General features: G+C 73.8%; 22 protein-coding genes, 1 pseudogene and 1 riboswitch. Of the genes and pseudogenes, 10 read left to right on the plus strand and 13 right to left on the minus strand.

The features are described 5' to 3' along the window. Positions 1–22 precede the first annotated feature (22 nt). Positions 23–1,351: a GNAT family N-acetyltransferase gene (locus tag BJF80_RS13900; protein ID WP_158068544.1), complete on the plus strand. Its 1,329-nt coding sequence runs from the start codon at positions 23–25 to the stop codon at positions 1,349–1,351. A gap of 9 nt (positions 1,352–1,360) precedes the next feature. Here the strand turns inward: BJF80_RS13900 and BJF80_RS13905 are convergent, their stop codons facing one another. Beyond that, positions 1,361–1,990, minus strand: a complete 630-nt coding sequence (locus BJF80_RS13905; protein ID WP_075814480.1) for a MerR family transcriptional regulator — start codon at positions 1,988–1,990, stop codon at positions 1,361–1,363. Positions 1,991–2,071: 81 nt separating this feature from the next. Here BJF80_RS13905 and BJF80_RS13910 point away from each other — a divergent pair, with 81 nt between their 5' ends. After that, on the plus strand, positions 2,072–2,575 hold the full coding sequence (locus tag BJF80_RS13910) for a DUF4188 domain-containing protein (RefSeq protein WP_075814482.1): 504 nt from the start codon (positions 2,072–2,074) through the stop codon (positions 2,573–2,575). A 21-nt stretch (positions 2,576–2,596) separates the two neighbouring features. Here the strand turns inward: BJF80_RS13910 and menD are convergent, their stop codons facing one another. Beyond that, positions 2,597–4,312 carry a 2-succinyl-5-enolpyruvyl-6-hydroxy-3-cyclohexene-1-carboxylic-acid synthase gene (menD, locus tag BJF80_RS13915; protein WP_075814484.1) on the minus strand — a complete coding sequence of 572 codons (1,716 nt, stop codon included), beginning with the start codon at positions 4,310–4,312 and terminating at the stop codon, positions 2,597–2,599. 78 nt (positions 4,313–4,390) lie between these two features. Between menD and BJF80_RS13920 the strand changes: the two genes are divergently transcribed. The 4 genes from BJF80_RS13920 to BJF80_RS13930 all read left to right on the plus strand — a co-directional run bounded on the left by BJF80_RS13920 (position 4,391) and on the right by BJF80_RS13930 (position 10,288). Continuing rightward, on the plus strand, positions 4,391–5,890 hold the full coding sequence (locus BJF80_RS13920; RefSeq protein ID WP_075814486.1) for a gluconokinase: 1,500 nt from the start codon (positions 4,391–4,393) through the stop codon (positions 5,888–5,890). Continuing rightward, positions 5,883–6,470, plus strand: coding sequence for a hypothetical protein (locus BJF80_RS17890; protein WP_083673695.1), 588 nt, complete (start codon positions 5,883–5,885; stop codon positions 6,468–6,470). The genes BJF80_RS13920 and BJF80_RS17890 overlap by 8 nt, the downstream gene beginning before the upstream one ends. A 13-nt stretch (positions 6,471–6,483) precedes the next feature. Further along, complete coding sequence (locus BJF80_RS13925; protein WP_083673696.1) at positions 6,484–8,142, plus strand: helicase-associated domain-containing protein; 1,659 nt, start codon at positions 6,484–6,486, stop codon at positions 8,140–8,142. Positions 8,143–8,365: 223 nt separating this feature from the next. Further along, complete coding sequence (locus BJF80_RS13930) at positions 8,366–10,288, plus strand: acyltransferase family protein (protein ID WP_269087411.1); 1,923 nt, start codon at positions 8,366–8,368, stop codon at positions 10,286–10,288. A gap of 19 nt (positions 10,289–10,307) precedes the next feature. Here the strand turns inward: BJF80_RS13930 and BJF80_RS13935 are convergent, their stop codons facing one another. The 3 genes from BJF80_RS13935 to BJF80_RS17895 form a co-directional block, all read right to left on the minus strand. Beyond that, a complete protein-coding gene (locus BJF80_RS13935) occupies positions 10,308–12,290 on the minus strand; it encodes a M13 family metallopeptidase (protein ID WP_075814488.1) in 1,983 nt (660 codons plus the stop codon). A gap of 276 nt (positions 12,291–12,566) precedes the next feature. Continuing rightward, positions 12,567–12,845, minus strand: coding sequence for a hypothetical protein (locus BJF80_RS13940; RefSeq protein ID WP_075814490.1), 279 nt, complete (start codon positions 12,843–12,845; stop codon positions 12,567–12,569). Positions 12,846–12,875: 30 nt separating this feature from the next. Beyond that, positions 12,876–13,340 (minus strand): NUDIX domain-containing protein, encoded by a 465-nt coding sequence (locus BJF80_RS17895; protein WP_237767636.1) that lies wholly within the window; start codon positions 13,338–13,340, stop codon positions 12,876–12,878. A 118-nt stretch (positions 13,341–13,458) separates the two neighbouring features. Here BJF80_RS17895 and BJF80_RS13950 point away from each other — a divergent pair, with 118 nt between their 5' ends. After that, positions 13,459–14,349 (plus strand): ABC transporter ATP-binding protein, encoded by an 891-nt coding sequence (locus BJF80_RS13950; RefSeq protein WP_075814492.1) that lies wholly within the window; start codon positions 13,459–13,461, stop codon positions 14,347–14,349. Between the two features lie 665 nt (positions 14,350–15,014). Beyond that, positions 15,015–15,940: pseudogene (locus BJF80_RS21815) on the plus strand (efflux permease Rv1217c-related protein). Positions 15,941–16,002: 62 nt separating this feature from the next. Here the strand turns inward: BJF80_RS21815 and BJF80_RS13965 are convergent. The 8 genes from BJF80_RS13965 to BJF80_RS14000 all read right to left on the minus strand — a co-directional run bounded on the left by BJF80_RS13965 (position 16,003) and on the right by BJF80_RS14000 (position 23,415). Further along, complete coding sequence (locus BJF80_RS13965) at positions 16,003–16,734, minus strand: GOLPH3/VPS74 family protein (protein WP_075814498.1); 732 nt, start codon at positions 16,732–16,734, stop codon at positions 16,003–16,005. A gap of 39 nt (positions 16,735–16,773) precedes the next feature. Further along, positions 16,774–17,712 carry a hydroxymethylglutaryl-CoA lyase gene (locus BJF80_RS13970; RefSeq protein ID WP_075814500.1) on the minus strand — a complete coding sequence of 313 codons (939 nt, stop codon included), beginning with the start codon at positions 17,710–17,712 and terminating at the stop codon, positions 16,774–16,776. A gap of 77 nt (positions 17,713–17,789) precedes the next feature. After that, a complete protein-coding gene (gene ribH, locus BJF80_RS13975) occupies positions 17,790–18,251 on the minus strand; it encodes a 6,7-dimethyl-8-ribityllumazine synthase (protein WP_075814502.1) in 462 nt (153 codons plus the stop codon). Then, positions 18,248–19,489 carry a 3,4-dihydroxy-2-butanone-4-phosphate synthase gene (ribB, locus tag BJF80_RS13980; protein ID WP_075814504.1) on the minus strand — a complete coding sequence of 414 codons (1,242 nt, stop codon included), beginning with the start codon at positions 19,487–19,489 and terminating at the stop codon, positions 18,248–18,250. The genes ribH and ribB overlap by 4 nt, the downstream gene beginning before the upstream one ends. After that, on the minus strand, positions 19,486–20,085 hold the full coding sequence (locus BJF80_RS13985) for a riboflavin synthase (RefSeq protein WP_075814506.1): 600 nt from the start codon (positions 20,083–20,085) through the stop codon (positions 19,486–19,488). Before BJF80_RS13985 ends, ribB begins: the two co-directional genes overlap by 4 nt. After that, the gene (gene ribD, locus BJF80_RS13990; protein ID WP_083673699.1) at positions 20,085–21,335 is read right to left on the minus strand and encodes a bifunctional diaminohydroxyphosphoribosylaminopyrimidine deaminase/5-amino-6-(5-phosphoribosylamino)uracil reductase RibD; all 1,251 of its coding nucleotides are present in this window, start codon (positions 21,333–21,335) and stop codon (positions 20,085–20,087) included. Before ribD ends, BJF80_RS13985 begins: the two co-directional genes overlap by 1 nt. A 118-nt stretch (positions 21,336–21,453) precedes the next feature. Then, positions 21,454–21,584: riboswitch (FMN riboswitch) on the minus strand. A 64-nt stretch (positions 21,585–21,648) separates the two neighbouring features. Further along, on the minus strand, positions 21,649–22,128 hold the full coding sequence (locus BJF80_RS13995; RefSeq protein ID WP_143554130.1) for a hypothetical protein: 480 nt from the start codon (positions 22,126–22,128) through the stop codon (positions 21,649–21,651). Positions 22,129–22,131: 3 nt separating this feature from the next. Then, the gene (locus tag BJF80_RS14000) at positions 22,132–23,415 is read right to left on the minus strand and encodes an AAA family ATPase (RefSeq protein ID WP_075814508.1); all 1,284 of its coding nucleotides are present in this window, start codon (positions 23,413–23,415) and stop codon (positions 22,132–22,134) included. A 112-nt stretch (positions 23,416–23,527) separates the two neighbouring features. On the opposite strand from BJF80_RS14000, the gene BJF80_RS14005 reads away from it, so the two are divergent. Together BJF80_RS14005 and BJF80_RS14010 are read left to right on the plus strand one after the other, a co-directional pair. Beyond that, a complete protein-coding gene (locus BJF80_RS14005; protein WP_075814510.1) occupies positions 23,528–25,216 on the plus strand; it encodes a DNA repair helicase XPB in 1,689 nt (562 codons plus the stop codon). Positions 25,217–25,269: 53 nt separating this feature from the next. Beyond that, on the plus strand, positions 25,270–25,977 hold the full coding sequence (locus tag BJF80_RS14010) for a response regulator transcription factor (protein WP_075814512.1): 708 nt from the start codon (positions 25,270–25,272) through the stop codon (positions 25,975–25,977). The last annotated feature ends 2 nt before the right edge of the window (positions 25,978–25,979 follow it).

Here is a 25,979-nt window from a genome sequence, read left to right on the forward strand (position 1 = left end):
GTAGATGGTCCAGACTGACCCCGTGCCACCCGAGACCGATGCCGCCTTCACCTTCACCGACCTGACCACCGACGACCTGGCCCGCGTGCGGGACCTGGTCGAGACGGTGTGGTTCAGCGTCACCCCCGGCAAGACGCTGGAGGACCTCGACGACGAGGTGGACCTCAGCCACGCGCGCGGCGTGGTGCGGACCGGTGGACCGTTGCCCGGCGAGGGCGACGAGGGCGGGGCCGCGCCGCTCATGGCGTTCTACAGCGCCTTCGACATGGGGCTCACCGCCCCCGGACCGGGCGACGCCCTGACCAGGGTCCCGATGGACGGTCTGACCTTCGTCAGCGTGCACCCCGACGCCCGCCGCCGCGGCGTGCTGCGGGCGATGATGACCGACCACCTGCACCGGGTCCACGAGCGCGGCGAGTGCGCGATCGCGGGGCTGCACGCGTCGGAGACCGCGATCTACGGCCGCTTCGGCTACGGCTGCGCCTCGGTCGAGGCCAAGCTGACGCTGGGGCGCGGCACCGAGCTGAGGGCGCCGGCCCCGCTCGCGGCCGAGGCGGACGGGGTGTCGACCCACGTCGTGACCGTGGACTCCGAGGCCGCGCTCGCCGTGCTGCACGAGGCGCACCTCGCCTGCGCCGGCGTCACGCTCGGCGCGGTCACCCGGCCCGAGGCCCTGGCGCAGCGATGGTTCGCCTTCCGCGACCACCCGCAGGCGCGGGGCAGCAAGGAGCCCCAGCGGCTGCTCGTCGCGCGGCGGGACGGACAGGTCAGCGGGTATGCCGTCTTCCGCCGGGAGAGCAAGTGGGAGGACGGCAAGCCGGCGGGCGAGGTCACCGTGGGCGAGCTGGGTGCCACCGACCACGCCACCCTGCTCGCGCTGGCCCGACGCCTGGTGGACCTCGACCTCACGGCGAGGACGACCTTCTGGTCCCGGCCGACCGACGACCCGGTCGCGTGGTGGACGGGCGGGCCGCGCGGCGCCGACGTGCAGCTCTTCGACGCGCTGTGGATCCGGCTGGTCGACCTGCCCCGCGCGCTGACCGAGCGCGGCTACGCCGACGGCTCGCCGCTGGACCTCGTGCTCGAGGTGACCGACGAGGTCTGCCCGTGGAACGCCGGGCGGTGGCGGCTGCGGATCGAGGCTGACGGGCGGGCCGAGGTGAGCGCGAGCGACGCCGACCCGGACGTCGAGACGCCGGTGGCGGCGCTGGGCGCGGCATACCTCGGCGGGCGGACGCTGCTCTCCCAGGCGGCCACCCTCGGGGTCACCGAGCGGACGCCGGGCGCGCTGCGCGCGCTGTCGCGCGCCCTGCGGGCCGACCGCGAGCCGGTGCCGGCGATCGGCTTCTGACCCGGCCTGCTACCGCGAGCGGTCGGTGACGACCGCCGTGTGCTGCTGCGCGAGCAGCCGCAGCGCCGAGAGCACGGCGTCGACGAGCACCGTGCCGACGACGACCTGCCGGACGGCCGCCTGCGGCTCGTCGGGGACGGAGGCGACGTCGACCCTGGCCACCCCCTCGACCGCGTCCGCATAGGCGTCCATGCGCTCCTCGTCCAGTCCGATCCCGGCGTCCTCGCAGGCCCGCCAGGCGCGCTCCAGCGGGGCGACGGCAGGGTCCTCCCCCGACACCCGCCAGCCCCGCCGCTCCAACCAGCGCCGGGCCCGCCCTGGCTCGACCTGCCCGGGGCCCTCGTCGTCGCCCAGCGCCGGACCCCCGCCGAGCAGCGCCTGCTGGGCGGCCGCGAGCACACCCAGCCGCGCGACGTCGGGACGGTCGATGACCTCGAACACCCTGCGGACGGTGGCGAGGTCCAGGCCACCGACCTCCACCAGGGCACGCACCAGCCGCACCCGGTCGACGTGCGAGTCGTCGTAGTCGGCCTGCGTCCGGGACCGGGAGACGCCCGCGTGCAGTACCCCCTCGCGCAGGTAGAACTTCAGCGTCGGCACGCTCACGCCGGTCGCCGCTGTCACCTCGGAGATCCGCACGGTGCTCCTCGCTTGCTCTGGATAGTCAAACTATCTATATTGGTGAGTGGAACTATCCAAGACTACGGCAGGGGACCACGGATGAGCACCAGCACCACCCACGCGCACGAGGACGCCCTCGTCGTCTTCAACATCGGCATGACGATCCGGGCCAAGCACCGGCCCGACCTCTGGCTCCCGGTCTTCCGGGCGATGCCGCGCATGCTGCGCGAGCTGCACGACAACCGTGCCCGGGCCGAGCGCGGGGAGGCGGACGACCTGGGCTTCCTCGGGCACGAGCTGCTCGTCGGTGGGAAGGGCCCGTGGGTGGTGCAGTACTGGCGCTCGACCGAGCAGCTCTACGCCTACGCCACCGACTCGACCCGCGAGCACCTGCCGGCTTGGCGCGCCTTCAACTCCGCGGCGCGGCGCCACCCGGGAGCGGTCGGCATCTGGCACGAGACCTTCGCCGTGCCGCGCGGCGGCGTCGAGACCGTCTACGCCGGCGGCGCGCACCTCGGGCTCGGGGCCGCGACGGGCATGGTCGCGATCGGCCGCCGCGGCCGGCACGCCCAGCAGCGGCTCGGCGGCGCGCTCAGCGCCTGACGCACCGTGCGCGCACCGGGGTCAGCGCAGCGCGTCCCGCAGCCGGCGGTGGCCGGCCCGGTCGACCGGGACCTCGACCACCTGTATGCCCCGCGCCGGCTCCGCGAGCGCCGCCCGGAGGTCGTCGAGGGAGGCGGCGCGGAGGTGGTGCACGTGGTGCGCCGCGCACAGCGCGGCCAGGTCGGTGCCGTGCGGGGTGCCGAAGACCCGCTCGGTGACAGCGGCCCGCTCCGGGGTGTCGCTGCGCCCGGGCTCGCCGTACTCCAGCGTCGAGAAGATGCCGCCGCCGTCGTCGTTGACGACGACCAGGGTGAGGTCCGGGCGCGGCTCCCCCGGCCCGACGAGCAGCCCGCCCGCGTCGTGCAGGAAGGTGAGGTCGCCCAGCAGCGCGGTCGTCCGCGCGCCGGTGGCCAGCGCGGCGCCGACGGCCGTCGACACGGTGCCGTCGATCCCGGCGAGCCCGCGGTTGGCGACCACCTGCACCGGCGGCTGCCCGCCGTCGAGCACCAGCGCGAGGTCGCGCGGCGGGTTGGACGAGCCGAGCACGAGCAGGTCACCCGCCGCGAGCGAGGCGACGACGGCGGCCGCGACGCCCGGACCGGTGAGGTCTCCCCCTGCCACCGCGTCGGACACCCAGGGCCCGAGCGCCCTCCCGGCGCCCACCCAGGCGTCCACCCACGCACGAGCACCCGGCGCGGGCTCCGGCGGCACGGCCAGCACGCCCGGGCCGTGCACCCGGCTCACGACGTGCGAGGGATCGGTCCACGTCGCCCGGGCCGACACCTGCTCCACCTCGACCCCCGGCAGCCGCCCGAGGGCGCCGAGCTCGCGGAAGAGCGTCAGCCGCCCCACGGTGAGCACCCGGTCGGGCCGCAGCTCCGCCAGCTCGCCGCGGGCGACCCGGTCGGCCACGAGCACCCCGTGCGGCACGACACCGGGCCCGGTGGGCAGCACCCCGAACGGCTCGGCCAGCACCGGCCACCCGGCGGTGGCCGCCCAGCGCAGCGCGGCGCGGGTCTGCTCGGGGTCGGGCAGGTCGCCGAGCAGCACCACGGTGCGCTCCGTGCCCGCGACCGGGTCGGCCGCCGCCGGCGGCGGTGCGGCCACCACGGTCCACGGCGACCCGTCCGGCCTGCCCGGCGGCGCCTCCCCCGTGCTCCGGAGGTCCGGGGCCAGCGGGTCGCGGAAGGCCACGTCGAGGTGCACCGGTCCACCGTGAGCGCCACCGCCCTCAGCTCCGGTCCCGTGCCCCCGGGCGGCGGCCAGCGCGCGGCACACCGTCGTCCGCCAGTGCGCCGCCGCGGTCGCGGCGATGCTCTCCGGTGCGGGCAGGTCCGCCTCCCACGACACGGCACCCGCGAAGATCCCCGGCTGGACGGTCGTCTGGTTGGCGCCGGTGCCGCGCAGCTCGGCGGGGCGGTCGGCGGAGAGCACGACGAGCGGTATGCCGCTGTGGTGCGCCTCGAGGACGGCCGGGTGGAGGTTGGCGACCGCGGTCCCCGAGGTCGTGACGACCGGGACCGGCCGCCCGCTCCCCCGGGCCAGGCCCAGCGCCAGGAAGCCGGCGCTGCGCTCGTCGACCCGCACGTGCAGCCGCAGCCGACCGGCCCGGTCGGCCTCGGCGAGCGCGTAGGCCAGCGGCGCGGACCGGGAACCGGGCGCCAGGACCGCCTCCCGCACCCCGCCGCGGACCAGCTCGTCGACGAGGACGGTGGCCAGGGCGGTCGAGGGGTGCACGCCCCGATGCTCCCACGGACCTCGCTGCGCCCTCGCCGATGCCTCGGATCGCCCCGATCCGGCCTAGAGTTGGCGCTCATGGCCTCGAACTTCGACATCGAGCGCAAGGACGCCGAGCTGCCCCTGGTCCTCGCGGTCGACGTGGGCTCCACCGCCAGCCGGGGGATGATCTATGACGCGCAGGGCCGCCCGGTGGGCAAACGGGCCAAGGTCGCGCACTCCTTCACCGTGGCCGCCGACGGCACCTCCGAGATCGATCCCGACCAGGTCGTCCAGGAGGTCCGCGGGATCATCGAGGACCTGCTGGCCGCCCTCAAGGACGAGCAGGTCGCCGGGGTCGCGCTCGACACCTTCGCCTCCTCCCTGGTCGTCGTGGACGCCGACGGGGCAGCCCTGACCCCATGCTTCACGTATGCCGACGGGCGGTGCGCGGCGCAGGTCGTCGAGCTGCGCGAGGAGCTCTCGGAGGAGAACCTGCAGCAGCGCACCGGCACCCGGGTGCACTCCAGCTATTGGCCGGCCCGGCTGCGCTGGCTGCAGGCCGAGCGCCCCGAGGTGATGAAGCAGGCGGCCACCGTCCTGTCCCTCGGCGACTACGTCATGCTCCACCTCACCGGGACCCTCGCGACCGGCACCTCCACCGCCTCCTGGACCGGTCTGGTCGACCGGCACACGGCGCAGTGGTATCCCGAGCTCGTCGAGATCAGCGGCATCGACGCCGACCAGCTCCCGCCGATCCACCACCTGGACGAGCCGGTGGCGGTCGCGCCGGAGCACGCCGAGCGGATCGCGCAGGAGTGGCCGGCCCTGGCGCAGGCGCAGTGGTATGCCCCCATCACCGACGGCCTGGCCGCCAACGTCGGCCTCGGTGCGCACGACGAGACCGCGATCGGCGCCTCGTGCGCCACCTCCGGAGCGATCCGCGTCCTGGTGCGGGAGATGCCCGAGACCCTCCCGCCGGGGCTGTGGTGCTACCGCGTGTCGCACGACCGCTCGCTCATCGGCGGCGCGCTCAACGACGTGGGTCGTGCCCTCGCCTGGGCGGACGTCACCCTGGCTGTCGACGACGTCGGCCCGGAGGCGCTCTCCGAGGCGCTGCGTGCCGAACCGCACGTGACGACGCCGCTGGTGCTGCCGTTCTTCACCGGCGAGCGGAGCACCGGCTGGGCCTCGGAGGCCCGCGCGGTCATGGTGGGCGTCACCGCGGCCTCGGCGCCCGCCGAGGTCTACCGGGGTGTCGTCGAGGGGATCGCGCTGTCCTACGCCCGCATCGCCAAGCAGCTGCGCGAGGTCGCGCCGCAGCCGGAGAAGCTCTACGCCGGCGGCGGCGTCGCCGCGGACCGGCCCGAGCTCATGCAGATCATGGCCGACGCGATGCGGACGCCGGTGACGCCGGTGAAGATGAAACGCTCGACGCTGCACGGCACCGCCCTGCTCGCGCTGGAGAGCCTGGCCCCGGACGTGCGCCGGGCCCGGCCGGAGCGCGGCGAGACCCTGGCCCCGGACTACGTCCGCCGGCCCTACTACAGCGAGCGCTTCGGCCGCTTCCAGCTCGTCTACGAGGCGCTCTTTGACTGACCGGCCCGCCCGCTCCCTCGCCGACGACCTCCGGGACCGCACCGACGACGAGCTGGCCGCCCTGCTCCAGCGCCGTCCGGACCTCGCGCGACCCGCCCCGGCCGACGTCACCGCGCTCGCCGGACGCGCCACCACCCGCACCAGCGTGCAGCGCGCGCTGGACGGGCTGGACCTCGCGCACCTGCAGGCACTGGAGGCGCTGCTCGTGGCCCACCCGGCCGAGCCGCCCGACCTCGCCACCCTCCTCGGGACCGACGAGGACACCGCCGCGCGCCTGACGTCGGACCTGCGGGAGCTGGCCCTGGCGTGGCGCTCGCCGGAAGGCCTGCGGCCGGCCCGGACCCTGGGCGAGGTCGTCGGCGTCCCGGCGGGACTCGGGCCGGTGGGCGAGCGGGTCCCTGGGCCCGACCGGCTGAGCACGGCGCTGGCGGAGCTGGACCCGCGGCAGCGCAGCCTGCTCGACGCGCTGACCTGGGGCCCGGCCCGCGGCGCGGTGGCACTTCGCCGCCCCGGACGGCACCGCCTCGCCGGTCGCGGCCGCGGCCGCCGAGCTCGTCGCCGCCGGGCTGCTGGACCGTGAGGACGAGGGCCACGTGGTGCTCCCCCGGGAGGTGGCGCTCGCCCTGCGCGGTGGGCGGCTGCACCAGCACCCGGCACCACGCCCACCGGCCGTGGAGCACGCCGCTCTCGACCCCGACGTCGTCGACGCCGCCGCCGGGGGCAGGGCCGGCGAGCTCCTCGTCCTCGTGACGGAGATCGTCGAGGAGTGGGGCACCCGCCCACCGCGGGTGCTGCGCTCCGGCGGCGTGGCCGTCCGCGACCTCTCCCGCCTCGCGGCCCACCTCGAGACCTCCCCGGAGGAGACGGCCTGGCTGCTCGAGACCGCGCACGCCGCCGGGCTGCTGGCCGTCGACGACGGCAGCCGCCGCCAGGACCAGCCTGCCCAGTGGGCGCCGACCCCGGCGGCGGACGACTGGCTGGACGACGCCGCCGGGGCCCGGTGGGCCGCTCTCGCGGGCGCCTGGTGGGCCTCCTCCGCCGCGGCGGACCTCGTCGGGACCACGGACGGCGGCCGGGTCAACGCGCTGTCGACCGCGACGTCATACCCCCTCGGGCGGCAGCGCCGCCAGGACGCGCTGCGCGCCCTCGCCACGCTGCCGGCCGGAGCCGTGGCGCAGGAGGACGCGCTGGGCGAGCTGCTGCGGTGGCGGCACCCGCTGCGGATGGCGCGGCACGCCGCCAGCACCGACACCGCTGCCAGCCTCGTCACCGTGCTGCGCGAGGCGGAGTGGGCCGGGGTCACCGGTCGGGGGGCGCTGAGCGGACCGGGCCGGGCGGTCGTGGCGGACGACGCCGCGGGTGCCGCCGACCTCATGGAGCCCCTGGTCCCGGCGGCCGTCGACCACATGCTGCTGCAGGCCGACCTCACCGCGATCGCGCCGGGACGGCTGGACGGCGCGGCGCGGGCACTCATGCGGCTGGTCAGCGACGTGGAGTCGCGCGGCGGCGCGACCGTGCACCGCTTCGGCGAGGAGAGCGTGCGCCGCGCGCTGGACCTGGGGTGGACCGCCGACCGGGTGCTCGAGGAGCTGGCCGCCGTCTCGCGCACCGGGGTGCCGCAACCGTTGGACTACCTCGTCCGGGACGTGGCGCGGCGGCACGGGGTGGCCCGGGTGGGGGCCTGCTCGGCCTACCTGCGCTGCGACGACGCCGCGCTGCTGGACCGGATCGAGCGGGACCGCGCCCTCGGCATGCTCCAGTGGCGACGGATCGCCCCGACGGTGCTCGTCTCACCGGTGCCCGCGCCCACGGTGATGGACCTGCTGCGCGAGGAGCAGTACGGCCCGGTCGCCGACGGCGGCGACGGCGGGCTGGAGCTGGCAGGTGCCCGGCAGCACCGGGCCGCCCCGGCCGCGACCCCGGCGGTGCGCACCCACGGCGTCGACGAGGTGGTGGCCCGCCAGGTCGTCGGGGTCATGCGCCGCGGCGACACCGGTCGTGCGGCGAGCCACGACGAGGAGGGCACGATCACCGACCCGGTGGTGGTCGCCGCCACGCTGCGCGAGGCCGCGGTGGACGGGCAGACGCTGTGGATCGGGTATGCCGACGACGTCGGCGGCGTCGCCACCCACCTGGTGCGGCCGCTCGCGGTCGAGGCCGGCCGGGTGCGCGCGAGCGTGGGAGACGCCGACAACGACAAGGTGCGCACCTTCTCGCTGCACCGGATCACGAAGGTGCGTCCGGCGCGGTGAGCGGCGGCGACACCGGGGGCACCGGCACGGTGACCGCCCCGACGACGGCGGCGCGCGCGGACCCCGTCGGCCGGGACGGCGGGGCGGGCAGGGGGCCACGGCCCGAGGTGGAGCACCCGGTCCTGGAGGCGCACCACCGTCCCGAGCTGCACGGCCTGCGCGGCCTCGCCATCGTGCTGGTCGTGGTCTTCCACGTCTCGGGGACGGGCGCGTCTCCGGCGGCATCGACGTCTTCCTGGCGATCTCCGGCTTCCTCTTCACCGGGATGCTGGCGCGCGAGGCGGTGCGCACCGGCGGGGCGGTCCACGTCGGGCGCTACCTCGGCCGGATCGTCCGCCGCCTCCTGCCGAGCGCGGTGCTCGTCCTGGCCGCCACGTGGGTCGCGGGCCGGCTGCTCCTGCCCGAGACGCGGTGGGAGCAGCTGGGCCGGGAGCTGCTCGCCGGCCTCACCTACCGGGAGAACTGGGAGCTCATCGACTCCCAGCTCGGCTACGGCGCGGCGGGGGCGCTGACCAGCCCGGTCCAGCACCTCTGGTCGATGTCGGTGCAGGGGCAGTTCTACCTGGTGTGGCCGCTGGTGGTGGTCGGGTGCGTGCTGGTGTCGCGGGTGCTGCGCCGGTCGGTGTGGCCGGTGCTGCTCGTGACTGTCGCCGGGGTCACGGCGGCCTCGATGGTGTGGGCGGCCCGGTTGCACCTGGCCGACCAGCAGGTGGCCTACCTGCACACCGGCGCGCGGCTCTGGGAGCCGGCGCTCGGCGGGGTGCTGGCGCTGCTCGCCCTCGAGCGGCGGCTGCCACGGGGCGTGCGCGTCGTCTGCGGCTGGGTCGGCGTCGCGCTGGTCGCCACCTCCGGGCTCGTGCTGGACGGCGCCGCGCTCTTCCCCGGCCCGGCGGCGCTGTGGCCGGTCGGCGGCTTCGCGCTGGTCATGGCTGCCGGGTCGACGGGCACCCGGTGGGGCGCCGACCGGTGGCTGTCCGGCCGGTGGCTGGCGTGGGCCGGCGACATCGCCTACCCGCTCTTCCTCTGGCACTGGCCGATCGTGGTCTTCACCCTCGTCGTCACCGGGCGGGACCGGCTGGGGCCGTTCGACGGGGCCCTGGTGATCCTCGCCTCGGTCGTCGTCGCGCACCTGACCCACACCCTCGTGGAGCGCCCCCTCACCGGCCCGCCGCTGCGGCGGCCCTGGTGGGTGGTCCTCGTCGGGGCGCTGGTCCTCGGGCTCGGCGCCGGTGCGCTCGGCGCCTGGAGCGCCACCCTGGTCCAGCAGCGCGAGGCCGCGCTCGCGCAGGCGGCGCAGGACGACCCGGCCTACCCCGGGGCCGCGGCCCTGGGCGAGCCCGGCTTCGGCAACACCGGTGCCACCCCCGTGCCGGACCTGGCCGCCGCGCCCCGGGACAACGCCGACGTCTACGACCAGGGGTGCATCCAGGACCACGCGGACACCGAGGCGGCCTCCGAGGTGCTGGTCTGCGAGGGCACGGCCCCCGGCGCCGACACCACGCTGGTGCTCACCGGCGGCTCGCACATGGTGCACTACCTGCCCGCCCTGCAGGTGGTCGCGGAGCAGCAGGGGTGGGACGTCGTCGTCATCAGCCGCTCCGGGTGCCACCTGAGCGCCAACACCGGCGACTACCCGACGGCGACGGACGCCCTCCCGACGGACAGCTGCGTGGCGTGGAACGACGCGGCGCTGGAGACCTTCGTCGAGCTCGACCCGGACGCCGTGCTCACCCTCGGCTCGACCACCCAGCCCGGCAGCGAGCAGGTCTCGCGCGGCTTCGTCGACGTCTGGGACGAGCTGGACCGGGAGGGCATCGAGGTCATCGGCTTCCGCGACACCGCGCGCCTGCCCCAGGGGGTGCCGGACTGCCTGGCCGAGCAGCCGGAGGACATCGACGGCTGCGGTATGCCACGGGCGCAGGGCTACCGCGACGCGCCGCCCTGGACCGGTCGCGACGACCTGCCCGGCAACGTCTCCTTCGTCGACCTGATCGACGGCGTGTGCACCGACGAGACCTGCCCGCCCATCGTGGGCGACGTCGTCGTCTACAGCGACCACAGCCACCTCACGGCGACCTACGTCCGCACCCTCGCGCCGATGCTGGACGCCGAGCTGCGGCGGGTGGCGCCGCAGCTCTACCGCTGAGCCGGGGGCATACCCGCTCTCAGAAGATCCGGACCCGCTCCTGCGGGTCGAGCCAGAGGCCGTCGCCCTCCTGGGTGCCGAAGGCCTCGTGGAAGGCGTCGACGTTGCGCACCGTGTTGGCGCGCAGGTCGGCCGGGGCGTGCGGGTCGACGGACAGCAGCCGGCGGGCCTCCTCCTCCCGGGCGACGGTGCGCCAGACCGAGCCCCAGCCGAGGAAGAAACGCTGGTCACCGGTCCACCCGTCGACCTCCGGGGCCTGGCCGTCGGTGGCGATGCGGTAGGCGAGGTGGGCCAGCTCGAGGCCGCACAGGTCACCGATGTTCTCGCCGACGGTGAGGCCGCCGTTGACCGTCGCGGTCTCACCCGGGATGTCGCGCGGGGAGAAGGCGCCGAACTGCTCGACGAGCCGCTGGCTGCGGGCGTCGAAGGCCTCCCGGTCGGCCTCGGTCCACCAGTCGGTGAGCGATCCGTCACCGGCATACCTGCCGCCCTGGTCGTCGAAGCCGTGCCCGATCTCGTGCGCGATGACCGCCCCGATCCCGCCGTAGTTGGCGGCGTCGTCGGCGTCGACGTCGAAGAAGGGCGGCTGCAGGATGGCCGCCGGGAAGACGATCTCGTTGAGCATCGGGTGGTAGTAGGCGTTGACCGTCTGCGGGGTCATCAGCCACTCGTCCGGATCGATCGGGCCGCCGATCTTGCCGAGCTCGCGGTCGGTCTCGAAGGCGGCGCCGCGGCGCACGTTGCCGACGAGGTCGGCGGCGTCGAGCTGGTAGGCCGAGTAGTCGCGGAAGGCGGGCGGGTGGCCGATCTTGGGCCGGAAGGCCGCGAGCTTCTCCAGGGCGCGCTCCTGGGTCTGCTCCCCCATCCACTCCAGCTCGGTGATGCGCTGCCGGAAGGCCTCGGTGACATGGGCGACCAGCTCGGTCATCCGCTCGCGGGCGGCCGGCGGGAAGTGGGCCTCGACGTAGAGCTCGCCCGCCGCCTCGCCGAGCAGCGCCTCGACCAGCCCGACGCCGCGCTTCCACCGCTCCTTGTTGGCCGGCGTGCCGGACAGGGTGCGGCCGTGGAAGTCGAAGTGCGCCTCGACGAGGTCGTCGGTGAGGTAGGGCGCGAGCGAGTCGACGAGCCGCACGACGAGCCAGGCCTGCCAGTCGGCCAGCGGCACCTCCTGGAGCGCCTCACCGACGGCGGCGAGGACGTCGGGCTGCCGGGCGACGACCGCGTCGAGCGCACCGTCGGGGGCGCCGAGTCCCTGCGCCCAGGCGTCCCAGTCCCAGCCGGGCGTCCGCCCGGCCAGCTCGGCGCGGGTGAGCCGGGTGTAGCTCTTGACCGCGTCGCGCGCCGCGACCCGGTCCCAGTGCGCGGCGGCGATCCGCTCCTCGAGGGCATACAGGCGCCCGACGGCGTCGTCGCCGAGCACGTCGTCAAGGCCCGCCTCCGCGAGGGCCGGGGCGGCCAGGTCGAGCAGGCGGGCGAGGTAGGCGCGGTAGGCGTCGCGGACCGCGGCGTGCTCGTCCGCGGTGTAATAGGCCTCGTCCGGCAGCCCGATGCCCCCCTGGTGCAGGTAGGCGATGTAGCTGTCCGGATCCCCCGCGTCCGCGGTGACCCACACGTGCGCCAGCCCGTCGACGCCCTCGCGCTGCAGCCGGGCGGACAGCCCGACGAAGGCGCCCGCGTCCGTGACCTGCGCGACCTGCCGCAACGGCTCGACCAGGGGGTCGAGCCCGACCCGAGCCACCTGCTCGGTGTCCATGAAGCTGGCGTAGAGCGCCCCCACCTTGCCGGCCGGCGTGTCCAGCGCGGGCTGCCGCTCGGCGGCGCGCTCGATGAGGTCGCGGACCGCGGACTCGGCGTTCTCCCGCAGCGTGTCGAAGGCGCCGTAGCGCGACCGGTCCTCCGGGATCGTCGCGGACGCGAGCCAGCCCCCGTTGACGTGGGCGAAGAGGTCGTCCTGCGGGCGGACGTCGGTGTTCATGGTGGTGCGGTCGATCCCAGACTTCATACACCCCACGGTATGCCGTGCCGCCGCGCGGTTCGCACCCAGCAGGCTTGCCGCGGCGTCAGGCGCGGCGGGCCCGTGCGCGCAGGTGCGTCCACAGGGTGGCGATGGCCCCGGCATACCGCGTGAGTATGCCAGCGCGGGCCGGCACCTCCGGCCGCAGCGTCCGCGCGAGGCCTCAGGCCACCGACCCGCCCGGCCTGAACGGCTCAGGCGTTCATGTGCGCGGCTGAGCCGGTCCGGCCCAGGCGTGTCTCGGGACGGAGCACGCATCCTGCGTCAGGTGCGGCGAGCCCGTGCGCGCAGGTGCGTCCACAGGGAGGCGATGGCCATGAACGTCCAGACTGACGCGGAGAGCGCGTACCAGATCAGCCCGTCGTCGAACCAGGTCCTCCCGTGCCGCACCCCGAGCAGCACCCCGGCCCAGAAGATGACCGCGAAGACCGGCGAGGACCACCTCAGCAGACGGACAACGAAGTCATCGCCGCGCGCGGCTGCCTCGCGTCGCTGGTCCTCGCGGGTCCCCGGGCGCCAGCTCCCGTCCTCGCCCATCGGCATACCCCGTGAGTATGCCAGCGCGGGCAGACCTCAAAGCAGGTCGGCGAGGGCGTCGGGCACGAGACGGGGCAGGTCGACGCCGGTCGCCGGGCGCCACACCCCGACGTCGCTGGGCGCGTCGAGCACCGGGAACGGACCGGCGCCGAGCATCGCCCGGCCGGTGAAAGTCGCGTCGTGGACCACGATGTACTCGTGCCCGGGGCGGCCGTTGAAGACGAAGATGTTCTCGATGACGCCGAGCCGCTCCCCCACCTCGAGCTCGGCGCCGAACTCCTCGCGGAACTCCCGCCGCAGCGCCTGCTCGGAGGTCTCGCCGAACTCGATCCCGCCGCCTGCGGGCCGGTGCAGGGTCTCGTCACGCGCGGGGTCGAGGTACTCGCTCACGAACAGCGCGCCCGTGCCCGGGTGGCGGATCAGGGCGAGGCTGAGCACCCTGATGTGCGTGGGCGGCAGGTAGTCGCTGGCGCTCACCCCGGCCGGGGTCTCCTCGGTCACCTGCGCAGCGTAGTCCGGGGCGGACCGACCTGCGCCCCGGTATACCGCCGCTCCCGACCGCGCAGGTGTCCCCGCGACGTCCGGCGAAGCGGCGGCCACGAGGAGTAGCGTCGGTCGCGTGGACGCCATCGAGCTCGTCGAGGTCACCAAACGGTTCGGCACGACCACGGCGCTGGACCGCCTCACCATGTCGGTCGCGCAGGGCGAGGTCCACGGCTTCCTCGGCCCCAACGGCTCGGGCAAGTCGACCACCATCCGCGTCCTGCTCGGGCTGCTGCGCGCCGACTCCGGAACCGCGCGGCTGCTCGGGGGCGACCCGTGGGCGGACGCACCCGCGCTGCACCGGCGCCTGGCCTATGTGCCCGGTGACGTCGCGCTGTGGCCCGGGCTCACCGGCGGCGAGGTCATCGACCTGCTCGGACGGCTGCGCGGCGGGCTGGACCAGGGCCGTCGCGCCGACCTGCTGGAGCGCTTCGACCTCGACCCGACCAAGAAGGGCACGACCTACTCCAAGGGCAACCGGCAGAAGGTCGCGCTCGTCGCGGCCCTCGCCTCGGACGTCGAGCTGCTCCTCCTCGACGAGCCGACGAGCGGGCTGGACCCGCTCATGGAGGCGCAGTTCCGTCTCGTCGTCGAGGCCGAGCGCGAGCGGGGCCGGACCGTGCTGCTCTCCAGCCACATCCTGTCCGAGGTCGAGCACCTCTGCGACCGGGTCTCGATCATCCGCGCGGGGCAGATCGTGGAGTCCGGCACGCTCGCCGAGCTGCGCCACCTCACGCGCACCTCCGTGGCCGCCGAGCTCGCCGTGCCGGTGCCCGCCGGGGTCGCCGACGCGCCCGGTGTCCACGACGCGCAGATCGAGGGTCACCGCCTGACGTGCCAGGTCGACGACACCGAGCTGGGCTCGGTGATGTCGCGGCTCTCCGCCCTGGGCATCCGGTCCATCACCTCCACCCCGCCGACGCTGGAGGAGCTCTTCCTGCGGCACTACGACGAGTCGGCGCCGTGACCGGCCTCGGCGAGCTGGTCCGGCTCGCGGCTCGGCGCAGCCGGTGGTTCTATCTCGCCTGGGTGCTCGCGCTCACGGTCGTCGTGCCGGCCACGGCGGCCGCCTACGAGCAGATCATCGACCCCGACAACGCCGACCTCCTCATCACCACGATGACCGCCAACCCGACCATGCGGGCGATGCTCGGCCCGCCCGTGGACCTCACCACCGCGGGCGGGTTCACCGTCTGGCGGGTCGGCACCTTCGTCGCCGCGATGACCGCGATCATGGCCGTCCTCGGCATCATCCGCTCGACGCGGGCCCAGGAGGAGGACGGGCGCACCGAGCTGCTGCGCTCCGGCGCGGTCGGGCGGCACGCCCCGCTCGTCGCCGGGATGCTCGTCACCGTGGGCGCCTGCCTGGCTCTCGGAGTGCTCGTGGCCGGGGCCATGACGGCCCTCGGCGAGCCGGTGGCCGGGTCCGTCGCCTTCGGTGCCGGTCTCGCGCTCGTCGGCGCCACCTTCGCCGGGGTCGGGGCGGTCGCCGCCCAGCTGAGCGCGTCGGCGCGCACCGCCCGCGCGATCGGGATGTGGACGATCGCGGCGGCATACACCCTGCGCGCGGTGGCCGACGGGTCGAGCGACGAGGCAGTGTCGCGGCTGGCCTGGGGCTCGCCGCTGCAGTGGATGGCGCTGGTGCGGCCGTATGCCGGTGAGCGCTGGTGGGTGCTGCTGCTGCCCGCGGCGGCCGGCCTGCTGCTGCTCGCCGGCGCCGTGGCGCTGGAGGCGCGACGGGACCACGGGTCCGGGCTGTGGGCGGCGCGGCGGGGCCGGGCGGCTGCCCCGGCGGGTCTGCGCAGCGGCGCCGCCCTGGCCTGGCGGCTGCACCGGGGCCAGGTCGTCGGCTGGAGCCTGGGGATGCTGCTCTTCGCCCTCGCCATGGGCTCGTTGTCGACGAGCTTCGCCGACATGCTGGAGCAGGTGCCGCAGCTGCGGGTCGTCTTCGAGCGCATGGGCGGCGGCGCCGAGCAGCTGGCAGAGGCGTTCTTCGTCGCGATGCTGGGCATCGTGTCGGTCGTCATGGCGGTGGTCGCGGTGCAGCTCTTCGGGCGGCTGCCCGAGCAGGAGGAGCGCGGGCACGCCGAGCTGGTGCTCTCGACCGCCCTGCCCCGGGGCCGGTTGCTCGCCAGCCACCTCGTCATCGCCGCCGCCGCGCCGGTGCTGCTGCTCGCCGCGGTCGGGGCGGTCCTTGCGCTCAACCAGGCGCGGGCCACCGGGGACGCGTCCTGGGTCGCGCAGACCGCGGGAGGTGCGCTGGCCCTGGCACCGGGCGGCCTCGTCGCGCTCGGGGTCGCGGTGCTGCTCCACGGATGGGTGCCCCGCTCGCGTGGCTCGCCTGGGTGGTCGTGGGTTGGAGCCTGTTCATGGTCTGGGTGGGCACGGCGCTCGGCCTGCCGGAGTGGCTGACGCGGCTGACCCCGTGGGCGGCGCTGCCGCAGCTGCCGGTGGAGGAGATGGACTGGGCCGCCGTGCTCGGCACGCTCGCGGCCGCGGTGGCGCTCATGGCCCTGGGCGCGGTCGGCTACCGACGGCGGGACATCGCCGGCACCTGACACCCGCGAGCGGTCCACCCCGGGCGGCGACGCCGATGGACGCGGGAGCACGGGCATACCTCTCAGAGCTCGCCGAGCACCCGCACCAGCGCGCGCACCGGCAGGCTCAGGAGCCGGCCGGCGCCGACCACCACGTCCAGGAACTCCAGCGCCTCCCCGACCCCGGAGAGGACGTCGCCCATGCCCTCGGCGACGTCCCGCCCCTCGACCCGCTCGCGGGCGTCGTCCTCCAGCGTCGTCGGGAAGTAGTGCAGGTCGGTCCGCAGCGTCTCGACGATGACGGCGGCCCGGTGGTCGAGCGTGAGGACGTCCTCGCCGGGGAAGAGGGTCGGCAGCAGGCCGAGCTCGAAGACGAGGGCGACGAGCAGCGCGGTATGCCGGTCCGGTCGCCGGTCCACCCCCAGCGCCTCGCGCAGCCGGGCGAGGACGCCCGCCTCACGGTGGGCGTCGCGCGGGAGGTGCCGGGAGCGGTTCAGCCAGCGCCGGCGGAGCGCGCCGGAGCCCCGCAGCCGCGCCAGCAGCTCCCCGACCTCACCGCGACGAGGGCGCTTCAGCTCGGCCGGGCGCTGCCCCACGACCTGCTGGGCCACCTGCTCCAGCAACCGGTCGCCACCCGTCGTCCCGCTCAGGCCGGCCACCAGCACGCCGTGGTCGTCCAGGGCCAGCCGGCGACGTGCGAGCAGCTCGACCACGAGCGACACCCGCACCGCCGCACGGACGGCCGGGCGCCGGACCAACCAGGTGCCCGTGCGGTCGTCGAGCAGCAGCAGGATGAGCTCTTCCCCCAGCAGCATCGACCCATCGTAGGCCGCCGACACCCCGCCGGGAACGGCTCAGCCGCCGGCGAGCGCCCGCACGACCCGCGAGGGAGCCGGTCGGCCGAGCTGCTCGGCCATCCAGGTGCTGGTCCGCACGAGCGCGTCGAGATCGGCGCCGTGCTCGATGCCCAGGCCGTCGAGCGCCCACACCAGGTCCTCGGTCGCGAGGTTTCCGGTGGCGGACCTGGCATACGGGCATCCGCCGAGACCACCCGTCGAGGCGTCCACCACCCGGACCCCGCGGCCGATGGCGGTCATGGTGTTGGCCAACGCCTGGCCGTAGGTGTCGTGGAAGTGCACCGCGCTCTGCTCCGGGCCGATGCCTGCGTCGTCGAGCGCGTCGAGGAGCCGGCGCACGTGGCCCGGGGTGCCGACGCCGATGGTGTCGCCGATCGAGAGCTGGTCGCAACCGAGGTCCATGAGCCGGGAGCAGACGTCGACGACCTGCTCGACCGGCACCGGTCCCTCCCAGGGGTCGCCGAAGCACATCGAGACGTAGGCCCGCACCCAGGCACCGGCGTCCAGCGCGCGCTTCACCACGGGCGCGAACATCTGGAGCGACTCCTCGACCGACCGGTTGAGGTTCTTGCGGGCGAAGGTCTCGGTCGCGCTGCCGAAGATCGCGATCGAGGTGACGCCACGCTCCAGGGCACGGTCCAGGCCGCGCTCGTTGGGCACGAGGACCGGACGCTGCCGCCCCGTGCCGATCTCACCCAGCTCGTCCAGCAGCTCCTCGGCGTCGCCGAGCTGGGGCACCCACTTCTGCGGGACGAAGCTGGTGAGCTCGACCGTGTCCAGCCCGGCGGCGAGCAGCCGCCGCACGAACTCGGCCTTGACGTGCGTCGGCACGACGGACTTCTCGTTCTGCAGGCCGTCGCGGGGACCGACCTCGTAGATCGTCACCCGGTCGGGCTGGCCGGGCAGCGGCTCGGTCATCGGCAGGGTGCGGCTCATGCCGTCAGCCTCTCAGATGCCGCCACGGCAGGGGTGAGATCCCCGGCCCGAGCAACCTCACGCGACGCCCGGTCGGTTCAGCGCAGGGCCAGGGCGGTCGCGACGGCGGCGGTCGCCGCCTCGTGGCCCTTGTCCTCGCCCGACCCCGGCAGCCCGGCACGGTCGAGCGCCTGGTCCTCGTCGTCACAGGTCAGCACGCCGAAGCCGACGGGCACGCCGGTCTCGACCGACACCTGGGTCAGCCCGGAGGTCGCCGCCTGACAGACGTAGTCGAAGTGCGGTGTGCCGCCGCGGATCACCACACCGAGGGCGACGACGGCGGCATACCCCTCCCGGGCCAGCCGGGCCGCGGCCACCGGCAGCTCGAAGCTGCCCGGCACCCGCACCTCGCGGACGTCCTCGACCCCTATCTCGGCCAGCGCCCGCCGGGCGCCGTCGAGCAGACCGTCCATGACGACCTGGTGCCACGACGCGGCGACCACGGCGACGCGCAGCCCGCTCCCGTCGACGCTGAGGGTGGGTGCTCCGGCCTTGCTCATGCTGTGCTCCTCGTCTCGTGGGTCGGGGTCGTCAGGTGCGGGGAGTGCCCGAGGCGCTCCACCTTGGTCCGCAGGTATGCCTGTGCCTCGGCCGGCGCCGGTCGTCCCGACGGCAGTGTCTGCGCCACGACGAGGCCGAGGTCGGTCAGCGCGCTCACCTTGTCGGGGTTGTGCGTGAGCAGCCGCAGCGGCCGCCCGGCCTGCCCGAGGTCCTCGAGGATCGCCGCGGCGACGGAGTAGTCGCGCGCGTCCACGGGCAGCCCCAGCGCCTCCTGCGCGGCGACGGTGTCGAGCCCGCCGTCCTGGGCGGCATACGCCCGCAGCTTGTCGACCAGCCCGACGCCGCGGCCTTCGTGCCCGCGCAGGTAGACCACCGCGCCCCCCTCGACAGCGACCCGCGCCAGCGCGTCCTGCAGCTGCGGCCCGCAGTCGCAGCGACGCGAGCCCAGGGCCTCGCCGGTGAGGCACTCGGAGTGCACGCGCACCAGCGGGCTCGGCCCCGGGTCGGGGCGTCCGAGGAGCGCGAGGTGATCGACGCCGGTCACGAGGTCGCGGTAGCCGTGGACGACCAGCTCGCCGTGCTCGGTCGGCAGCGTCGAGCTCGCGACCCGCTGCACCCGGTCGTGCCGCTGCCGGTAAGTGACCAGCTCGGCGATGGTGAGGACCGGCAGGTCGTGCTCGGCCGCGAGCGCACGCACCTGCGGACCGCGCAGCATCTCGCCCTCGTCGTCGACCAGCTCGCCGATGACGCCGACAGGCGCGAGGCCGGCGAGCCGACACAGGTCGACGGTGGCCTCGGTGTGGCCGCGCCGGGCGAGCACGCCGCCGTCGCGGGCGCGCAGCGGCACGAGGTGACCGGGTCGCCGCAGGTCGGCGTTGGTGCTGCGCTCGTCGGCCAGCACCTGCGCCGTGCGGCAGCGGTCGGCGGCGCTGATGCCCGTCGTCACGCCGGTCGTGGCGTCCACGGTGACGGTGTATGCCGTGCGCAGCTCGTCCTCGTTGGCGGCGTCGGCCACCATCGCGGGCAGCCCCAGCCGGTCGGCCCAGGCGCCGGGCATCGGCGCGCAGAGGAAGCCCGAGGTGTGCCGGACCGCCCATCCGGTCCACCCCGGGGTCAGCGTCTGCGCGGCCAGGACCACGTCACCTTCGTCCTCCCGGTCCTCGTCGTCGAGCACGAGCACCGGGCGACCGGAGCGCAGCGCGTCGAGCGCCCGGGGGACCGCCGCGACGGCGCTCATCGGGCGAGCTCCGGGTCGAGCAGCCGCTCGGCATACTTCGCGAGCACGTCGACCTCGACGTTGAGCGCCTCGCCGGCGCCGCGACGGCCGAGCGTGGTCAGCCCGAGGGTGGTCGGGATGAGCGAGACCTCGAACCAGTCCGGCCCGACCGCGGAGACGGTGAGGGAGACGCCGTCGAGCGCGACCGAACCCTTGTGCGCGACGTAGCGCGCCAACCGCGGCGGCAGCGCCAGCCGGACCACCTCCCACCGCTCCCCCGGCGTGCGCGAGACCACCGTCGTGGTGCCGTCGACGTGGCCCTGCACGACGTGGCCGCCGAGCCGGCCTCCGACCGGGAGCGAGCGCTCGAGGTTGACCGGGTCGCCCGCGGCCAGACCACCCAGGGTCGTGACGGCGAGCGTCTCGGCCATGACGTCGGCGACGAAACCGTCCTCGGTGCGCCGCGTGACCGTCAGGCAGACGCCGTTGACGGCGATCGAGGCGCCGTGGGTGGCGTCGGCGGTGACGAGCGGGCCGCGGATCACGACGACGCTCGCGTCCGCGCCGTCGGTGCGGGAGACGAGGGAGCCGAGCTCCTCGACGATGCCGGTGAACATCAGGGGACCTCCTGGTCGGACGGGGTATGCGCGTGCTCGCTCGACGCAGCGTGAACAGCAGCGGTGCCGGTGGACGCCGAGGCGGCGCTGTGGGTGGGTGCGGAGCCGTTCCGGGTCGTAGCCGGGCCGGGCACCGACCGGAGCCGCAGCTGCAGGTCCGGTCCGAGCCGGTCGACGTCGACGAGATCCAGGCGCGCGGCGTCGGCGAGGGTGCCGATGCCGAGGTCGGGGACAGCACCGGGCCCGGCACCGAGCAGGGCCGGCGCGAGGTGGACGAGCAGCTCGTCGACCAGCCCGGCCCGCCAGAACGCCCCGGCCAGCGTCGGACCGCCCTCGAGCAGCACGCTGTGCACCCCGCGACCGCGCAGCTCGGCCAGCACCTGCGCCGGGTCGTGGGTGCGCAGGTGCAGCACCGGCCCCTCTTTCGACGACACCTGGTCGTCGCGAGGTCCTTCTCCCGACGACCAGCCGTCGGCAGCCTCTTCTTCCGGCACCATCTCCCCCGCCCGCGTCTTCCCCAGCCGGCTCCCCGCAGGCAGGTCCCGGTGGCCCACGACGACCCGGAGCGGCTGGTCCGGCAGGAGCCGACCGGCGCGGTCCCGAGCGGTGAGCGAGGGGTCGTCGGCCAGCGCGGTCCCGGTGCCGACGACGACAGCGCCGACCCGCGTCCGCACCCGGTGCGCCTCCGCGCGTGACTCCGGCGAGGTGATCCAGCGGCTGGTCCCGTCGGCCGCGGCGACCCGGCCGTCGAGGGTGCTGGCCACCTTCCACGTGACGTGCGGGCGCCCCAGCGTCGCCGCCCGGGCCCAGTCGGCCACGACCTGCTCGGCCCCGGTGTGCCGGTGCTCGCGCACGACGACCCCCGCCTCCCGGAGCACCCGGGCACCGCCACCGGCGTGCGTGGGGTCGGCACCGGCATACACGACCCGCGTGATGCCGGCGGCGACCAGCGCGTCGGCGCACGGCGGCGTCCTGCCGTGGTGCGAGCAGGGCTCGAGCGTGACGACGGCGGTCGTGCCACGCGCCGAGTCACCCGCCGCGGCGAGCGCCACGGCCTCGGCGTGCGGCGTCCCGTGGCCGGCGTGGAAGCCCTCCCCCACGGTCACGCCCTCGGGGTCGAGCAGGACGCACCCGACCCGCGGGTTGCGGTCGTGGCGGGGCCCGCACCGAGCCAGCTCGACCGCGCGGTCCAGCGCGGCCTCGACCGCGGCCGTCGGCGGCGCGGGGTTCAGGGTGTGGTGGCCGGTCACCCGTCGTCCTCTCCAGGTCGGTGCCCGGGGACGTGGGGAGGCTGCGGGGACGACGGCGACGCCGCCACGGGTCGCGAGGCGTGCCCGCGACGGGTGGGCGGACGGCCAGGCCGCCGACCCACGCGCTGCCTCCCTTCCGGACTTTCACCGTCGGTCCTGGAGTTCCACCAGGTCAACCGGCCGCTGGCTGCGGTCGGGTCGCGGACTGTCACCGCCGGCTCGGAGTTTCACCGACCCCGGAGCGCGTATGTCGTTCTCCGGCCATCCTACCGCTCCGAAGTTAGCCGCGCGCCGCCAGCCGCGGTGACAGGGTCTAGGAAGGCGTTTCGAAGGAGGAAAGCTCCGCCTCAAGTGTCCAGACGCGGACGTCATCGTAGGCGGTCTCGCGTCGAAACGCGTCACGTTCGACTAAGATTGCCACATCCCCCGCACCCATCCGCCCCGCCGCAAGTAACTCAAAAAGAGTTGAGCCCGTTGAGTCGCCCTTAATCAGTTGCTCCAACAAGCATGCGTCCCAGTTGAGACCCCGCACCAACCACGGTGGACTGTTGCCGTGCGCTGCCTGGATGAGCTCCACGAAACGATTGGCGGCGGCACGACGGTCTCCCTGGCACTGCGAAATGTGGTTTCCAGTCTCAATCAGAGTGGTAACCGGGATTACAAAGTTGTCCCCGCGCCTGTAGCGCTTGTCGAACTCGGCCTTCAGCTCCCCGTGTCTTTGACTCTTACCCGGCACCTTCAAAATCTCCACAAGCACAGAGGTGTCGATGAGCCATACCGTGGACGCAGGCACGCTCTACAGCCCCAAGATGGTCGCCAGAGGGGACTCGGCGGAGCGCTGCGTGGACGCGTCTCCCGGGCGCAGCGCGTCCTCCGTGGCGCGCTCCCCGAGGGGAGCCTGACCCGCCACCTCGAAGTAGTCTGGGAACTCGACTAGCCTCGTCACTCGACTCCAACCTTCGGCGTCACGAGTCACGACAACGACAGATTCATGATCTTCACCCGCAAGGCTGTCCAAAATCGCAGGGCTGTGGGTCGTGGCGAGTGTCGCTACCCCTCGTTCAGCTGCAGCTTCCTTGAGCCTACTGATGAGAAGCGATGCCTGAGAAGGGTGCAGTCCATTCTCGATCTCTTCAACTACCAGCAAGCGGGATCCAGATGATAAGGCTATGGGATCAAGCATCGCAGCAGCTATCGATAGAAAACGTAACGTGCCGTCGCTCATCAGTCTCGCAGGTATGGCCCTGGTCTGTCCCCCAATCTTCTCTTCCAGCGTCACCATGACGTCTCCAAGGTCGCTGGTGACTGAAGAAAGGTCAGAAACTTGCGCCTCTGACAGAGAGCGTGTCATGTTCAGCAATTCATCGCGTCTGTCAGCTTCATCTGCGATGAAGCTGAGCACGGCAGACAAATTCTCTCCGTTGCGACGGAGCACGTTATCTCTCTCGGGAACGTATTCGCGCATTTGATGGGGAACAGGATCCAACAAGAAAATGCCCGACAAAGCCTCAAGCATGACGGCAGCCCGCTCGTGCACTTCGCGACCACCGATAGTCGTGGCCGGCACCCGCGTATTCACCTGGGACGTCAGTAGTTGGTCAGCTCGCATAGAGACCGGTGGATTCTTTCCGCGCTTCTTGCTGTTCCAGCGCGTCACGATGTCGGCACTGTAGTCTTGCGGCGGATCCGAGGCCAGCCACTCGGTCTCCCCACCGCGCTTAGGGGACCACAGCCGTTCCTGAACTATCTGGAGGCTGGGGATCGTTTGTATCTTCAGGTCAAGATGCAGCGGGGGCTCGCCCTCACCGGAAACTGTGCACCCCAGCTCAAATGTGTTCTCCCCAATAGGAGCACACCCCTCGGAACCACCGCGTACGGCAGTTCCATCCCGCCCACCGTCCAAGGCGTCTCGCAGACTAATGCCGGACGAAAGCGCATTCAAGACCGACAGGGCGTCCAGGATGTTGCTCTTCCCCGAGCCATTCCTTCCCACGACCAAAGTCATGTCGGTCAACGGCACTCTAGCGTCCCTGATGCTCTTGAAGGCACCGATACGCAACTCGGACAAGCGGGCTCGCATATGGTCAACCCTACCCGCTCAGGCTCCTCCTGCCTCTGACGACAGGCAGCCCTGTAACAACCCCCATCGACGCGGCGGAATGCGCGGGGGCCAGTGACCGTTGTGCCCAGCGATGAACGGCCCCCTGATCGTCCAGTCCGACAAGACCCTACTGCTCGAGGTCGACCACGACGGCGCCGAGGCGGCGCGACGCGACATCGCGCCCTTCGCCGAGCTCGAGCGCGCCCCCGAGCACGTCCACACCTACCGCGTCACCCCGCTCGGCCTGTGGAACGCCCGCGCCGCGGGCCACGACGCCGAGCAGGTGGTGCACGCCCTCATCGAGCACAGCCGCTTCCCCGTGCCGCAGTCGCTGCTGGTCGACGTGGCGGAGACGATGGCGCGGTATGGCCGGCTCACCCTCACCAAGGAGGTCGTCGGCTCCGGCGAGGGCGCCGACGAGCCGCGCCTCGTGCTGCGCGCCACAGACCGTGCGGTGCTCGCAGAAGTGTTGCGGCACAAGAAGATCAAGCCCCTCGTCGGCGACCGGATCGACGACGACACCGTGCTCGTGCACCCGTCCGAGCGCGGCCACCTCAAGCAGGAGCTGCTCAAGGTCGGCTGGCCCGCGGAGGACCTCGCGGGCTACGTCGACGGCGAGGCGCACCCGATCGAGCTGGACACGAGCGACTGGAGCCTGCGGCCCTACCAGCAGCAGGCGGTCGACGGCTTCTGGGACGGCGGCTCCGGTGTGGTCGTGCTCCCCTGCGGCGCCGGCAAGACGCTCGTGGGCGCGGGCGCGATGGCGAAGTCGGCGACGACCACCCTCATCCTCGTCACCAACACGGTGAGCGCGCGGCAGTGGCGTGAGGAGCTGCTGCGGCGGACCTCGCTGACCGAGGACGAGATCGGGGAGTACTCCGGGTCGCGCAAGGAGATCCGCCCCGTGACGATCGCGACCTACCAGGTGCTGACCCTCAAGCGGAAGGGTGTCTTCCCGCACCTGGACCTGCTGGACGCGCGCGACTGGGGGCTCATCGTCTACGACGAGGTGCACCTGCTCCCCGCGCCGATCTTCCGGATGACCGCCGACCTACAGGCGCGGCGCCGGCTCGGGCTGACCGCCACTTTGGTGCGCGAGGACGGGCGCGAGTCCGACGTCTTCTCGCTCATCGGGCCCAAGAGGTATGACGCGCCGTGGAAGGACATCGAGGCGCAGGGCTACATCGCGCCCGCCGATTGCGTCGAGGTCCGGGTCAGCATGCCGGAGGCGATGCGGATGGCGTATGCCGTCGCCGAGCCGGACGAGCGATACCGCTTCGCCGCGTGCGCGCCGGCCAAGGACGCGGTGGTCGACCGGCTCGTCGCGGCGCACCGGGGCCAGCCCACGCTGGTCATCGGGCAGTACCTCGACCAGCTCGAGCAGCTCGCCGGACGCCTCGACGCCCCGCTCATCACCGGTGAGACGACGGTCGCGCAGCGGCAGGAGCTCTTCCGCCAGTTCCGCGAGGGCGAGATCAGCCTGCTCGTCGTGAGCAAGGTCGCGAACTTCTCGATCGACCTGCCCGAGGCCAGCGTCGCGATCCAGGTCTCCGGCACCTTCGGCTCCCGCCAGGAGGAGGCGCAGCGGCTGGGTCGTGTGCTGCGCCCCAAGGGCGACGGGCGCACCGCGCACTTCTACACCCTCGTCACCCGCGACACCGTCGACGCCGAGTTCGCCGCCCACCGCCAGCGCTTCCTCGCCGAGCAGGGGTATGCCTACCGCATCGTCGACGCGGACGACCTCGGTGATCTCGACGTCGCGAGCCCCGAGACCGCCTGAGCCGCGCAGCATACTCCCAGGGAACTGTCAGCCTGTCTCGCCACAGTAGAGGCATGACCGCCAGTCAGAGCGACCCGGAGGCCACACTGCTGGTGGTCGAGGACGAGACCAACATCCGCGAGCTACTGACGACGAGCCTGCGCTTCGCCGGCTTCGCGGTGCACGCGGCCGCCGACGGGCGCAGCGCGCTGCAGCTCTCCGGCGAGCACGACTTCGACCTCGCCGTCCTCGACATCATGCTCCCGGACATGGACGGCTTCACCGTGACCCGCACCCTCCGCGAGCGCGGCCTGGACCTGCCGATCGTCTTCCTCACCGCCAAGGACTCCCTGGACGACAAGATCAAGGGCCTGACCGTGGGCGGCGACGACTACGTCACCAAGCCGTTCAGCCTGGAGGAGGTCGTGGCGCGCATCCGCGCGGTGCTGCGCCGCACCCGGGTCGCCGAGGAGGGTGACGACCACGCGCTGCGGGTCGCCGACCTCGAGCTCGACGAGGACAGCCACGAGGTGCGCCGGGCCGGCAAGGTCATCGAGGTCTCCCCCACCGAGTTCAAGCTGTTGCGCTACCTCATGCTCAACCCCGGCCGGGTGCTCTCCAAGAGCCAGATCCTGGACCACGTGTGGGACTACGACTTCCGCGGCGAGATGAACATCGTGGAGTCCTACATCTCCTACCTGCGGCGCAAGATCGACGTCGTCGGCGAGCCGCTCATCCACACCAAGCGCGGCGTGGGCTACGTGCTGCGCGAGCCGCGCTGAGG

Origin of the sequence: Serinicoccus sp. CUA-874 (assembly GCF_001942225.1) — a bacterium.
GTDB classification, from domain to species: Bacteria; Actinomycetota; Actinomycetes; order Actinomycetales; family Dermatophilaceae; genus Ornithinicoccus; species Ornithinicoccus marinus.

Bases quoted from the DNA above. Each gene is read 5' to 3' on its own strand.
- BJF80_RS13910 (WP_075814482.1), top strand. From the start codon at position 2,072: ATGAGCACCAGCACCACCCACGCGCACGAGGACGCCCTCGTCGTCTTC.
- BJF80_RS13920 (WP_075814486.1), top strand. From the start codon at position 4,391: ATGGCCTCGAACTTCGACATCGAGCGCAAGGACGCCGAGCTGCCCCTG.
- BJF80_RS13935 (WP_075814488.1), bottom strand. From the start codon at position 12,290: ATGAAGTCTGGGATCGACCGCACCACCATGAACACCGACGTCCGCCCG.
- BJF80_RS13940 (WP_075814490.1), bottom strand. From the start codon at position 12,845: ATGCCGATGGGCGAGGACGGGAGCTGGCGCCCGGGGACCCGCGAGGAC.
- BJF80_RS13965 (WP_075814498.1), bottom strand. From the start codon at position 16,734: ATGCTGCTGGGGGAAGAGCTCATCCTGCTGCTGCTCGACGACCGCACG.
- BJF80_RS13970 (WP_075814500.1), bottom strand. From the start codon at position 17,712: ATGAGCCGCACCCTGCCGATGACCGAGCCGCTGCCCGGCCAGCCCGAC.
- ribH (WP_075814502.1), bottom strand. From the start codon at position 18,251: ATGAGCAAGGCCGGAGCACCCACCCTCAGCGTCGACGGGAGCGGGCTG.
- ribB (WP_075814504.1), bottom strand. From the start codon at position 19,489: ATGAGCGCCGTCGCGGCGGTCCCCCGGGCGCTCGACGCGCTGCGCTCC.
- BJF80_RS13985 (WP_075814506.1), bottom strand. From the start codon at position 20,085: ATGTTCACCGGCATCGTCGAGGAGCTCGGCTCCCTCGTCTCCCGCACC.
- BJF80_RS14000 (WP_075814508.1), bottom strand. From the start codon at position 23,415: ATGCGAGCCCGCTTGTCCGAGTTGCGTATCGGTGCCTTCAAGAGCATC.
- BJF80_RS14005 (WP_075814510.1), top strand. From the start codon at position 23,528: ATGAACGGCCCCCTGATCGTCCAGTCCGACAAGACCCTACTGCTCGAG.
- BJF80_RS14010 (WP_075814512.1), top strand. From the start codon at position 25,270: ATGACCGCCAGTCAGAGCGACCCGGAGGCCACACTGCTGGTGGTCGAG.